General features: G+C 47.4%; 9 protein-coding genes. 5 read left to right on the forward strand and 4 right to left on the reverse strand.

Annotated elements, in window-relative coordinates:
- Positions 1-219: 219 nt before the first annotated feature.
- Positions 220-1,617 (forward strand): sigma-54-dependent transcriptional regulator, encoded by a 1,398-nt coding sequence (locus Pan241w_RS10420; protein ID WP_145214785.1) that lies wholly within the window; start codon positions 220-222, stop codon positions 1,615-1,617.
- Between the two features lie 364 nt (positions 1,618-1,981).
- On the opposite strand, the gene lexA is transcribed toward Pan241w_RS10420, so the two are convergent.
- Positions 1,982-2,584, reverse strand: a complete 603-nt coding sequence (gene lexA, locus Pan241w_RS10425) for a transcriptional repressor LexA (protein ID WP_145039453.1) — start codon at positions 2,582-2,584, stop codon at positions 1,982-1,984.
- 739 nt (positions 2,585-3,323) lie between these two features.
- Here lexA and Pan241w_RS10430 point away from each other — a divergent pair.
- From Pan241w_RS10430 to Pan241w_RS10445, 4 genes are all read left to right on the forward strand, one after another.
- On the forward strand, positions 3,324-4,382 hold the full coding sequence (locus Pan241w_RS10430; RefSeq protein WP_145214788.1) for a DUF1559 family PulG-like putative transporter: 1,059 nt from the start codon (positions 3,324-3,326) through the stop codon (positions 4,380-4,382).
- A gap of 56 nt (positions 4,383-4,438) precedes the next feature.
- Positions 4,439-5,239 carry a DUF1583 domain-containing protein gene (locus tag Pan241w_RS10435; protein ID WP_198000454.1) on the forward strand — a complete coding sequence of 267 codons (801 nt, stop codon included), beginning with the start codon at positions 4,439-4,441 and terminating at the stop codon, positions 5,237-5,239.
- 266 nt (positions 5,240-5,505) lie between these two features.
- The gene (locus tag Pan241w_RS10440; protein WP_198000455.1) at positions 5,506-7,707 is read left to right on the forward strand and encodes an alpha/beta hydrolase family protein; all 2,202 of its coding nucleotides are present in this window, start codon (positions 5,506-5,508) and stop codon (positions 7,705-7,707) included.
- 114 nt (positions 7,708-7,821) lie between these two features.
- Positions 7,822-9,366, forward strand: a complete 1,545-nt coding sequence (locus Pan241w_RS10445; protein WP_145214796.1) for a HEAT repeat domain-containing protein — start codon at positions 7,822-7,824, stop codon at positions 9,364-9,366.
- A gap of 25 nt (positions 9,367-9,391) precedes the next feature.
- Here Pan241w_RS10445 and Pan241w_RS10450 read toward each other — a convergent pair whose 3' ends face one another.
- The 3 genes from Pan241w_RS10450 to Pan241w_RS10460 all read right to left on the reverse strand — a co-directional run bounded on the left by Pan241w_RS10450 (position 9,392) and on the right by Pan241w_RS10460 (position 13,134).
- A complete protein-coding gene (locus Pan241w_RS10450; RefSeq protein ID WP_145214798.1) occupies positions 9,392-10,555 on the reverse strand; it encodes a tetratricopeptide repeat protein in 1,164 nt (387 codons plus the stop codon).
- A gap of 220 nt (positions 10,556-10,775) precedes the next feature.
- Positions 10,776-11,372, reverse strand: coding sequence for a hypothetical protein (locus Pan241w_RS10455; protein ID WP_145214801.1), 597 nt, complete (start codon positions 11,370-11,372; stop codon positions 10,776-10,778).
- A gap of 91 nt (positions 11,373-11,463) precedes the next feature.
- On the reverse strand, positions 11,464-13,134 hold the full coding sequence (locus tag Pan241w_RS10460) for a type II and III secretion system protein family protein (RefSeq protein WP_145214804.1): 1,671 nt from the start codon (positions 13,132-13,134) through the stop codon (positions 11,464-11,466).
- Positions 13,135-13,438 lie beyond the last annotated feature (304 nt).

A 13,438-nucleotide genomic window follows, 5' to 3' on the forward strand; every position in this document is an offset into this window, starting at 1 on the left:
ACGTTTCGCGTATTGTGCAGAGAAAGGTCCTGGATGGCGTCCCGGTTCCGGGGCGACGCAATTGAATGTCGATGCTGGAGACAACGATGAGTTCGACAGATTCGAACAACTTTTCTTCAGAGCCTTTCCCCTTATCCTTCCTGAATACCATTCGGTTATGAAATTTGTTAAATGGCTTTCTCTTTGGCAGGATGCCAAAGCGGGAAGAAGGAGCACAACTTGAGTAATTCGGTCAATAAATTACGAGTCTTGTTTGTCGATGATGAAGCAGCCATTCGAGAAGTGATGCGAATTGAGCTGCCACGGATGGGACATGATGTCACCATTTGTGAAGATGGTCAGTCGGCTTTGACTGCGTTAGATAAGATCACATTCGACGCCGCAATTGTCGATTTGCGGATGCCTGGTCTTAGCGGCTGGGATGTGGTTGATCATATTAATAAGGTCTCACCAGAGACAGAAGTCATTATCAGTACCGGTCACGGTAGTATTGATGAGGCGATCCAGGCGATTCGTCGTGGTGCCTACGACTTTTTGCCTAAGCCTTGCAAGTTGATTGATATTGCAACCGTGCTCCAGAAAGTGGCTGATAAACGTTCCCTGCAGAATAAGAATTACGCGCTGGAATCGCGGTTGAAGAGTGTCGAAGGTCCCTGCCAGATTGTTGGGGAAACGCCTCCGATGCTGCGGGTGAAAAAACTGATCGAGAAAATTGCACCGACCGATTCCACGGCCCTGATTCTGGGAGAAACCGGAACGGGTAAGGAACTGGTCGCGCGACGTGTGCACGATTTGAGCGCGCGTGCTTCCATGCCCTTTGTGCCCGTTAACTGTGGCGCATTGCCTGAAAATTTGGTAGAGAGCGAATTGTTCGGGCATCGTAAAGGTGCTTTTACCGGAGCAGATACGCCACGCAAGGGCCTGATTGAAATTGCCAATGGCGGTACGCTCTTTCTGGACGAACTGGGTGAATTAGACAAAACCATGCAGGTCAAGCTGCTGCGTTTTCTGGAATCAGGTGAAGTTCGGCGAGTGGGGGACAGCGAAACGTTCCATGTTGACGTTCGCATTGTCTGTGCCACCAACCGGGATTTGCAGGACATGGTCAATGAAGGCACATTTCGTGAAGACCTTTATTTCCGCGTGAATACGTTTGAGATTAACTTGCCCTCTTTACGAGATCGAAAAGGGGATATTCCGGCGATTTCCCGTGTGTTGTTGAAGCGGCATTTGAAGAAGGATTCGATTCCCGATGATATTCTGGCACCGGAAACGGTTGAGATCCTGCAGTCTTATGACTGGAAGGGGAATGTCCGGGAATTAGCAAATGCGTTAGAACATGCGGTGATTCTATGGGATGGTTCGCAGATCATGCCAGAAGATTTACCAGCCAATTTAACCCGTAATTCTTCGATTCCCATTTCTTCCGGTTCGGCTTCTGTGAACTGGACAGAGGGGACAGAGGGAAAAACCCTGCGGGATATAGAAATGGAAGTAATTTACCACGTCCTGGATAAGCATGATGGTGATAAGCCCAAATGCGCGGCCGAGTTGGGAATTGCTTTGAAGACACTTTATAACAAGCTGAATCAGTATCAAACCCGGGCTGCTGGCTAGGTAGCGTTTATTGATTCGAACGGTGGCTACCCAAGACGTCCAACCGGGGCTAACGCCCTGCGGCTAGTGACTTTTTTTGCGGTCATAGTCTAAGAAATAAAGGCTATATCACACCATCGGCTACGGTTTGATCTTACATAGCTCACTCTGTCGACCGCAAAATCACGCTCAAAACTATTAAATAAACACTTTCTAGTTGGTTTGGTCGCTTTGGATTCCAAAAAAAATGCTCTGGTAAAATACCAGAGCATTTTTTGAAAGCATTTCGAAAAATGACAGGTCACCTACATGGCGTTGATGACCTCATTTTTAAAATGGCTGTAGCCTGCAATTCTGCAATCACAGGCTACGTTGTGAGTTTCTTTTAGTATTTTCGAATAACCCCAGTCACAACTCCAAGGATGTCAACGTTTTTGGAATAAATTGGTTGCATGCTGGAATTCGCTGGCTCAAGACGAATTCGATCGCCTTCTGAGTAGTAGCGTTTCAGTGTTGCTTCCTGGCCATCCACTAAAGCGACAACAATGTCGCCTTCTTTGCATGTATTCTGCTTGTGAACGATCACATAGTCGCCATCCGCGATCTGATCTTCGATCATGGAGACGCCTTTGACTTTCAGGCAGAATTGATCATCTGGATCGAACAAAGGTCCGAAATCGATGTGCTCATCATCCTGTACGGCAAGAACAGGGCTGCCAGCGGCAATCTGTCCGGCTAAAGGAAGACGAGTTCGCTTCTGTGAATGATCGCAGAGTTGGATTGCCCGTGACATGTGAGATTCGCGGGTAATGAGCCCTTTCTTTTCCAGAGCCTTCAGGTGGCACATCACGCCATTGGGAGAGCGGATGCCAAAATTAGCACCGATTTCACGGACAGTTGGTCCATATCCCCGATTGATAATTTTGTCTTTTAAGAAATCATAAATCTCTTGTTGACGTTGTGTAAGGTTTGCTTTGGTGCCTGCCATAACAAAGTACCTCATTTCTTAAAGAAGAGTGAACTAATCATTGAATCCTGGAACAAACAGGAATTCAGAAACGTATTACCCAAAACAAACATGAATTGGGATTTAAAAAACCATATACGTTATCAGGAAAAAGAGGATGTTTCATTTGTGTGATAAGCACTGAAGATCCTGAGTCTCGCATATGTCTTTTATTCTAGTATACTGTCGTCTACACGGCAAGTATGGCAATCAAAAAACATGAGATTCCGAATGCCATTTAGAAGTTTTTATGAAGATCCTTTTTTAGGGTTTTGATCTAAGTGATTAAATTAAAACAATTTATAGTTATTAAATTATGTTATAAAAAAAAAGATGTTTTTCTGGATATTTGTCAGAATGTTCATAGAGAGTTGCTAGCAGTACTGTAGGTGAGTTGACCGATATTAAAAGTACCCTTTAAAAAAAATCGTCAAAATAAGAGAAAAGCATCTTCTACGATATGTGTTTATCTATGAAAAGCCAGCACTATATGCTCGTCTCACTAGTAGGTTGTATAGTGAGGAGGGATTCTTAACAAAGAAAATCAGGAAATTAATAATAATTTAGACAAAAGCAAAAAAAAAGTAGATGGATTTGAAAGTTAATGTATGTCTACGTAGCGGCTTATTGTGATTTCCGGGGAAACAGGATTCTCAAACGAAAATGAGTAGGAAAACGAATAGTCTGGAAGATCTAAGGGCACTTTCAGGAAATCCAGGAAGTGGGAGCTCCAAGAGAGGTGATTGAGCAGATGAACCCTGAAACCAGATTGCGACGCGGGTTCACGTTGATTGAATTGCTGGTCACTTTAACCATTATTGGATTGTTGGTTGCTCTGTTAGTGCCTGCCGTTCAGAGGGTGCGGGAAGCAGCCCGCAAAATGCAGTGTGCCAATCATCTGAAGCAGATCGGTCTTGCGGTTCATGCTTATCATGGTTCGCACGGAGTTCTGCCGTTTGGTGTCGGCACTGATTATGATGGTCCCATTTCTTCGCTGGGGACACTCAATGATCGAAGGTATTCGGCCCATGCGATGTTGCTGCCTTACCTTGACCAGGCCGTTGTCTATAACCGGCTCAACTTTAATGTTGCTCCCTTTCATCCTTTTGTGAATGCGGCCAATGATGCGCAGGAAGAGTTAGCAAAGCGGTTCAATGAGGTGATCAACGGTCCGGCTGCTGAGACGAGATTGAGTGTTTTTCTCTGTCCCAGTGATCTGGATCGTCTGAAAGGTCGCTGGGGACCGAATAACTACCGGTCCTGTAATGGAAGTTCCTGGTCCGGCCGGGACGGGAATGGCATGTTTGGCCAGAACAGCAGTGTCCGGCTGGGGGATGTGAAAGACGGCCAGTCCAATACGGCCATGTTCAGCGAGCATTCTAAAGGGACCTGGGATGATACAGTGATCGACCCCTTATCGGATCTCTACAATCTACAGGGGGTCTGGACGGAAAGTCAATTTTCCGATGCCTGTGGGAGTTTGACTCCCCAGACAGCAGGCGCTTATCAATATGATGTTGAGTCGGGGCAAACCTGGTTGGCAGGCAATATGAACTGGACTCGCTATAACCATGTACGGACTCCCAACCGCATCAACTGTAAGAATGGTTTTACCTGGGATGGCGTGATTCTGAATCCCTCCAGTTGGCACGCGAATGGAGTCAATGTGTTGATGGGCGATGGTGTTGTTCGATTTGTCAGTGAAAATATCAATGCGGAAGTCTGGCGGTCCTTGGGAACCATTGCTGGTGGCGAGCAGAGTGCGGGGCTGGGACTATGAAGCAGATGATGAAATCCGGACTGCATTGGGGAGTTGTGCTGTGGATAACGCTCAGCATGCTTTCACCGTTGGTAGCAGACAGTTCAGATCGCGAAATTTATTTCAGCTTTTTAGGTGAGCAGTTTGATAATGAATTGCTGGTGCCGCTCGGCAGGGGGACGGTCAGGTTGCTGGAGCCGCAGTCTGATGGTTTATTATTCAACCTGCCAACGGGTTATCAGCTGAACGCGGTAGGAGTCAGCCCCCGTTTTCAGATTCGGGGTGATTTTGAAATCATTGCCTCTTATGAAGTTCCCGCGTGGAAAAACCCGGAATCGGGCTACGGGATGGGGCCCGGTCTGTATCTGAGAATGCACGATGAGAAAGAATCGGCGGTCAACATCGGACGATTGCTGCGTCCGAAACAGAAACATGTTTTCAATGCAACCTTATCTACGACCGAGGACGAGAAACGAAAGCATGATGTGAAACTATTCGAAGCAAAAGCCGATTCCGGAAAACTGAAACTGGTCCGAGAAGGAAGCCTGCTGACGTTTTCCGTGATGGATGGGGGAGACGGTGCTTTTCGTGAATTACGTGAGGTCGAACTCGGAACCGCTGATGTAGAACTACTGCGACTGGGAGCGCAACAAAGCGATGTCAAAACTCCTGTGCAGGTTTTATGGAAAGACCTGTTTCTTAAAGCGGCGTCTTTTCCGAATCATCCTGATTCGTTAGCCAAAGGGGAACGCCAGCATGTGCCCCGTTATCAGCCTGCTCCTCAGCCCGAGTCGATTTCCCTGTACTGGAGTGTGCTGGGAGGAGTGGGTTTGCTGCTTGTTCTGGGAACAGTCGTCTGGGGCAAGAAACGGGTTTAAGCGTTGGCCTGGTTTATCTATGTGACCTGCTGTAGCCGGCGGCTTTGAATTTCTGTCTGGGAGATGACATTGGTCACTGTCTTTGCTGTTCTCATCTGTCGGCCATGTGATCCTGAAAAAAACGGGCTCGGGCTGGCATCTGTGAAGGGACTCTGGTTAGACTGGATACAGCGTATTCAGCCTGAAATTCCGGCTATAATTTTCTGTCATAGAGCAACATACGAGAAAGCGGGGGAACGATGTTTCAGAATGATGACCAATTCTCAATGGATCGCAGGTCAGCTTTGCAAAATATTGGGTTGGCATTATTGTCAGCAGGCGTTTTCCAGGGAGCTTCTCGTGCAGGGAATGTTTTCGCTGCCGAAGAGATTCCCGCATTCGATGACAGTCGGCTGGGAGAATTAAAAGATCTGAATGGCTATTTCCCGTTTATGCCAAGCGAATCACCGGAAGCATGGGAAGAACGGGCTGAGTATGTGCGACGACAAATCAAGGTGGCCGCTGGAGTCTGGCCGGAACCGGAGAACACCAAGATCAATGCAACCGTGCATGGCAAAGTCGATCGAGATGATTACACGGTCGAGAAAGTCTTCTTTGAAAGTTCTCCCGGATTGTTTGTCACCGGGAATCTGTATCGGCCCAAAGGGAAGCAGGGGCCTTTCCCGATGGTTCTGTCTCCACACGGTCACTTTGCGGAAGGCCGGTTTTATGACAGTGGCGAACAACGCGTGAAGGCAGATATCAAGGCGGGGGCCGAAAAGTATGAAATCGGGGGCCGGTATCCACTGCAGGCCCGTTGTGTGCAACTGGCGCGGATGGGATGCATGGTCTTTCATTATGACATGCTCGGTTACGCGGATGGATTCTGCCTGAGTTACGATTTGATTCATCGTTTCTCCAAACAGCGGCCGGAGATGTCGAGCGAGAAGAACTGGGGATTATTCAGTGCGCAATCGGAATTGCGTCTGATCAATGCGCTCGGTTTGCAAACTTTGAATTCGATACGGACGCTGGACTGGGTGAGTTCGTTGTCTGAAGTGGACCCGCAGCGGATTGGGATTACCGGTGCCAGTGGTGGTGGAACACAGACATTCATACTGGCGGCCATTGATAATCGGATCACAGCGGTGTTTCCGGCGGTGATGGTCTCGACGGCGATGCAGGGGGGGTGCACTTGTGAAAACGCGACTTATCTGCGAGTCGATACCGGGAACATTGAGTTTGCGGCGCTGGTTGCTCCTCGTCCCCTGGGCATGACGGCTGCGAATGACTGGACGAAGGAGATTGAGACCAAGGGCCTGCCCGAACTCAAACAGCACTTCAAAATGATGGGTGTTCCTGAAAATGTGGTGGGGAAATATTATCCGTTCCCGCATAATTATAATTATGTCAGCCGCGCGATGATGTATGAATTTTTCAATCAGCATTTCAAGCTGGGAATCAAAACGCCAATCATCGAAGCCGATTTTGAGCCTTTGACGCGTGAAGAGTTGTCGGTCTGGAATAAGAAGTATCCAGGTCCTCCCAGCGATGAGCAGTCAGAAATCAAAATTCTACATACTCTGGCCCGGAATAATGCCAAACAGATTCAGGGGCTCACCCCGCATGATCAGAAGAGTCTTGCCGAATATCGGCGTGTTGTGGGAGGGGCGTTCGAAGTGCTGGTGGGACGTCCTTTGCCTGCAGCGGATGATCTGGAAGCAGAGCAGATTTCGGAAGAAGAAAAGCAAGGCTTTCGCCAGTATTCCACATTGATTAAGAATAAACGCTATGGCGAAGCGACTCCGGCTTTGTTTTTACTGCCGGATCAGTGGAATCAAAAGGTCGTGATCTGGCTGGATGACAAGGGGAAGGCCGGATTACTCAAGCAGGACGGCTCTTTGACGGCGCCAATTCAGAGACTGGTTGATGCCGGGACAGCGGTGGCGGGACTTGATGTATTGTACCAGGGTGATTTCAACCAGAAGCAGCCTGCGCCGACGGAAATGCCCGTGGTGAAGAACCCGCGTGAGTTCGCCGGTTATACATTGGGCTATAATCACCCGGTGTTTTCCAAGCAGATTCACGACATTTTAAACGTGCTATCTTTTGCGAAGCATCATGAAAGTAATCCTCAGTCAATCAGTCTGGCCGGTTTCGGCTTTTCCGGAGTCCGGGCGGCTGCGGCCTGTGCGCATTCACCAGAGTTAATCAGTCGTCTGGCAGTGGATACCGGCGGGTTTCGATTTGCCGAAATTACGAACATCCGGGATCTTAGACTTTGGCCTGGTGCTGTGAAATATGGTGACGTGACCGGATTGTTGTCGCTGTGTGAGCCGGCTGCACTCTGGCTGGCGGGCAGTTCGGCGACGGTCCCGAAACTGGTGCAGGCTAGCTATAATTCTGCTGGTTTGTTAAACAAAGTCGAGATGTTTCATGAATCGGCAAACAGGGAAAATGCAGCCGTTGACTGGTTATTGAAAGGTTAACCGCTTTCAGAACGTTCGAAAGTCAAAAAAAGTAATGCAATTCACAGATGAGTACTTATACTATTGTGAGTTCGTTAACTAACCGTCTTAAGCGCGTTTCTGGGGAGCCCTGCCATGTATTCAGGAATTCAACTCAAAAAATGGTCTGTGGCTGGAACGTTATTGGCGCTGATGATATTCGTCGTGCCGGTTTCTGGGACTGCTGCCGAGCGCGTGCAGCTGAAGTATGGTTGGGAGAAAGGGCAGCGGTATGCGTATCAGGTGAAAATCGATGTCTCTATGGAAGCCTATACTGATCTCCTCACCGGTGTTGCGCAGTATGAAGTGATCAAGTCGGATGCAGACAGTTTTGCTGTGAAGTGTACGGGCAAACTGAATTCTGTCACGAAGAGCAAAAGTAAGCGACTGCTGATTCCGCCGATGCGTATCCATCGCCACCGGAGTCCATTTGCCGGTCTGGCCCACAGTATGGCAGGCGCATTTGAAGCTCATGTCTTAGAGTTGAATCGTTTTGGCGAGCTCGATACGGTAAAAGGTTCTTCGTTGTTACCTTATCTGATTGGGCATCTTTCGCAGATTAATCTGATCCCCCTTTCTCCTGATGGGAGTTCTGAATGGTCGGAAAGTGAAAAAACGAGTGTCTCAATTATTTCAACCGACCGGATTCCTCTGCCGTTTCGTGATTCGAATGTTGAAAAAACGATGGGAGCCAGGCAGACGACCAAATATAAAATCACTGGTGAGAAAGAGGATGATGTGACGATCGCGGTCACGCACTCTTATCGAACCGTCGGGACCGTAGATGGCGAACCGGAAATTGAACTTTCGGGGACAGGTACGATTCAGTTCGATAAAAAACAGGGGGGCGTGAAAAGCCTGTTGTTAAACTACAAACTGTTCCGTCGCTCAGAAACCAGCGTCCATAAAATTCCGATTACGATTTCTTCAAAACAACTTTCAGAGGAAGAGTTGACCCGGTTCCGAGCTGATCAGGAAGAATTGCGGAAGAAACATCTGGCCGAGATGAAAAAACGGGAAGCAGCGTCCCAATTCGAGATTCCTGAAAATATCGATGCAGACCTGAAGGAGATTTTAACAGATCTGGCGACCAAAAATATTTTGAAGCGAAAAGCGGCACTCAAGAAATTAAGCCAGGCAAAACCAAAGCAGGAGAATCCGGAAGTCTCTCAGATTATCATCGGGGTTTTGAACAGCAAAGATATCACAGTTGTTGCTGATGCATCAGAGGCATTGGTCGTCTGGTCTACGAAAGCGGATGTGCCTGCCATGATCGAGATCCTGCCAGAAGTGAATATTCTGGGATTGGAGAATATCGCGGAAGCGATCCTGAAACATCAGACTCCTGAAGGTGTCAACGCCGTGGCAAAACTGATGAACGATCCGATTAAGGGGCATAAGATCTCCCCTAAACTGATTGCTTATGGCAGCGGGGCAGAAGGGGCCGTACTGGAACAGCTGGATCCGTCAAATTTTGTGGTTCTGGTCGGTGTGCTGCGTGTACTCAAAGAAATCGGGACTGAAAAAACTCTGAAGAAAATCGAGGAGCTGAAGCGGACCACCGATAATGCGAGCTTTCAGTTTCAAACTGCGGCGACCGTTAAAGCGATTGAAGCTCGCTTGGATCAGACAAAGCGCTAGTTTGGTCTGAAACCGGGACGACTCATTATTGTTCAGATAACTCCTGGGGAGAACGGAACAGCGTCTCTTCTGATTCACTCTCGTTTGAAATGCGGATGATTGCCGGTTTGTCTTCCACAGAGAGTTCATCGATTGTGTTGAAGGAGTTGATTTCCAAGGACTCTTCTTCCACCTTCTTAACAGGTTTGGAGACCGGTTTCGTCACTGGTTTGGAAACCGGGGGTTGAGATGCGATTCGCCTGAACTGAACTTCTTCTTTCAGGGAAGCCTGGGAGACCAGCTTTTCTCTGACAACTGGAGTGGTCACGTTAAGAGGCTCTCTGGATGTTTTTTCGACTGGTTGTTTGGCACTGACCAATTGCGTGGTCTGTGTTACAGGCTGCTTCTGGATTGGAGCTTTTGCCAATGATTTTGTCACTCTCTTCGCTGGCATGTTTTGACGTTTGGGGGTTTCTGTTCGAGGAGCGGTCTTATTCGCTGCCAGTTGTTGTTCTGGTTTTTGTGTCTGTTTTGCCAGGAATATGTTTTTCATTTCCGCCAGTTCCGCAGCGGCCAGACCAGCAGTTTCCAGTGTGGGGTCTTCGGTTAATGCCAGATCATATTCTTGCAGAGCGAGTTCGCCTTCTCCTCTTTGAGTATGAATGTAAGCAAGATTCGCATGTGCTTCCGCGGGCGGCATGACGTTGCGGAAGAGTGTGAAGCTTTCTTTGAAGCGTCCCTGGTGGCCTACGGTTAAGGCAAGATTGTTGATGATGCGTTTGTTGCTCGCGTCATTTTGTAATGCGGCAGTAAAGATTTTTTCAGCTGCGTTGTATTGTCCACGCTGAAACAATGCGTATCCAAAATCGTTTAACACTTCCGAGTTGGTCGGATCAAGTTGACGTGCCTGTGTAAAATAGCGAGTGGCAGCAACGGAGTCTCCTAATCGCGTACAGACAATACCGAGGCGGTGACAGGCTATGACGCTTTTGGGGTTTCTTTTGATATACTTTTCATATTTTTCTCGGGCGGCCAGCAATTCATTTTTACTTTCATCAGCTCTGGCAGCGGCGAGCAGGTTATCGGTGTTTTTCTGACCGGGCAGGGCCGATTTTACCTTGGAAACCTGATTGCCAAGATGGGAGCACCCCTGAATGGAAAATGTGATAAGAAGGATCACAGTTGAACAAAACAATCCTTTGTTGTTCATAATTCTGTTCCTGGCGTTTTTAGATTGATATTGAATGGGATTCAAATCAGATCGATTTTAGTTGTATGATTTAGACATTCATTGAATCTGTTGTTTTTGTGCAAAACTATTCAACAGATTGTCTCAATCCGGCATTGGAGATGAATGTTATTGAAAAGTGGACGGATTCCAAAGAACCCGCCCACCGGATAAAATGTTTCAGCAAAATTTCTTTCTTCGATTAGAAGATGCCAGCGCCACCTCCACCGATGCCACCACCAAATCCAGATCCGAAGCCACCGAATGCACCACCTCCACCATTTCCGCGGTTTCTGAATCCGTTGTTATAAGCTCGATAAGCTTCAAACCCTTCGAAGCCAGGTGTAAAGGCGGGGGCAACCACGACGCGTTCGTCAGCATCCTGGACGTGCATTGCCTGCAGCAATTTGACAATCACGTTCCGACGGTGCATGTCGAGGTCATCATTTCCATTAACCGGATATTTGTATTCATCCGATTCTTTGACAGACATCGAACTGGGCTGAACGACAACCGGAAAAGGAGTTGAAATCATACGAACTGCGATTTGTTTAATGTGATCTTCGCCAGCAGCATTCAGCTTTGCGGTTGCGCCAACGAATTCACTTTCAACAATCACGAAGTCAGAGGCTTCTCCGTTTTCTTCCTGCTTTTGCCAAATGTCATCACTGATTGTTCCTAATGGTGCTACAGAATCATAGGGAATCTGAGCGTGATGCTGTTTATGTTGGCAACCACTGACCAGTATTGCTGCCAGAGCAATAGCAGGCAAACTTGCAATTTTGGGTTGTATAGACATCGCTTACTTCCTTGTATTTCTTTCACATCATGAAACTGAGTGTGATTGGAATTTTTATAAGTATCATTTGGCAAAGAAATAATAACTAGTATTAGTCAGAGAAACCGTAGTCGCCATTGATATAGTATTTGTCAGATTTGGTCTGATGAATATAATCTTTTTGCTGTTGATGAATACGTTTTTTCTGCATGTACCAGACGGTGCTTCTGTGATGCACATCCGGCTTGCCTTCAATATTATTCATGAAGAAGAAGTCCACATCACCAGGTTCGGTTACTTCCATACCAGGCAATACAGTCGGAGCATCTTCCGGTTCCATTGGATGAACCAGTTCAGGGCTGATTAAAACAATCAGTTCTGTTTCGTCCCGAGAGACAGCTTTGTTGGAGAACAGAGTGCCTACCAGAGGAATGTCTCCAATGAAGGGAACCCGGTTTAAATCTCCACGCTGTTGTTCTTGAATCAAACCGGCGATTGCCAGAACTTGTCCTTCTCGTAAATCAACTGTGGTGCTGACCGATTGCGTATCCACACCCAGAATTCCGTTAACCGACAGAGCCGGGTTGACGGTACTGAATGTCGGAGTGACTTGTAATCGAATTCGATCTTTATCAAGCACGGTTGGCAGGAACGTTAATTGAGTACCAAAGCCTTTGAAGGTTGTGGTGGCTGCTTGAGCACCGCCAACTCCTACGACGGTCGGAACTGCGAACTCACCACCGGAGATGAAGTTTGCAGCACGGCCACTGATGGTAACCAGGTTGGGTTCTGCCAAAATTTTCGCATAACCATTTTGAGCGAGAGCTGAGATGAACAGGTCGACATGTTTACTGTTTAAAGATGCTGTGACCAGACCAGTTCCACCACCTGCCAACTGTTGTGCGACTCCGGTGAAGATCTGGCTGAAACCAAATTCTCCAGAGTTGACAATTAAGTCTGTACTGGCAGTCCGTGCGGCAGAGCGGTCAATTTGAGCAATGCGAACTTTCAGCATGACTTGTTTTTCGCCTGGAACTTTCATCATGTCGATGACAGTTGCTTCAGGCAGTACCGCACCATCAGGAAAGGGATCTGCAGCCTGACCTTCTGCGAATAATGACCCATTTCCAATCCCGCCATTGTTTCCGCTAGATCCAGAGCGGGCTCGGATGATGCTGATGATTTGGGTTGCTTCCTGCTCGTCACGAGCCTGGCCACGCACGATCAGTTTATCCGCAAAAGGAATTAACTGAATTTTGCTGTTGGGGAAGAACTCGTTGATCATTCTCTGGAATTCGCCATATTCCATACGGCGTAAATCTTCGATAGAGTTGTCACCTTCCACTTTGACTTGCACACTCAAGATCTGGGGGTTTGCTTCTTCACCCAGCCAGAGAGTCATGGTTGTGGTGCCGGTTTCTTTACCGATCACTTCAACTTCTTGTGCCCCGAAAGCGACAACTTCGATTTTAGAAGGGTCAGCAATCGCTACGCGGAAGACGTCCATTTTCATTTTCAGAATTTTTGAATGCCGTTGTTGGACACTTAATTCCACTTCGGATTCATAAATTCGATCAACGAGTTGATGAACTTTTTCTTTTGTTTTGGTGCTTACAACTGGTTTGTTCTTGTTTGCTGCCCCAGAAGTAAATTTGGTTGATTTAATTTTTCCTGGAACAGGAGGAGCTGGTGGTACCTGTGCAGCAAGTGGTGTCGCTGTAACAGCAACACCGCAGGCGAGTGCCAGCATTGTGCGTCTTTTCCATGAGGCGTTTATAGACATACTTGTCTCCCAATCCTTTGGACGTCAGTAATGAGATGTTGGAGTTAGTAATTCGTTTTATAGATCAACATTCACATTAAACCACGTTTAATGGAATCTATTTCAAATATTAAACCCTGGTGCGACTTCCTGTTGCATCTAGTGGTGATCCTCGGTCTGATTCATTCTTATCAGGCCCTGGGGATCCAGCTTTCCAAACTTCAGGTGTGAACTAAAGCTTGAAAATCACAGAAATCTATTGTTCATAGAATTCCAGTAGCATCAATCATATCGGAAAAACCTATACGGGAGGTTAATATTAATT

The sequence above is a fragment of the Gimesia alba genome (genome assembly GCF_007744675.1).
Classification (GTDB): Bacteria; Planctomycetota; Planctomycetia; order Planctomycetales; family Planctomycetaceae; genus Gimesia; species Gimesia alba.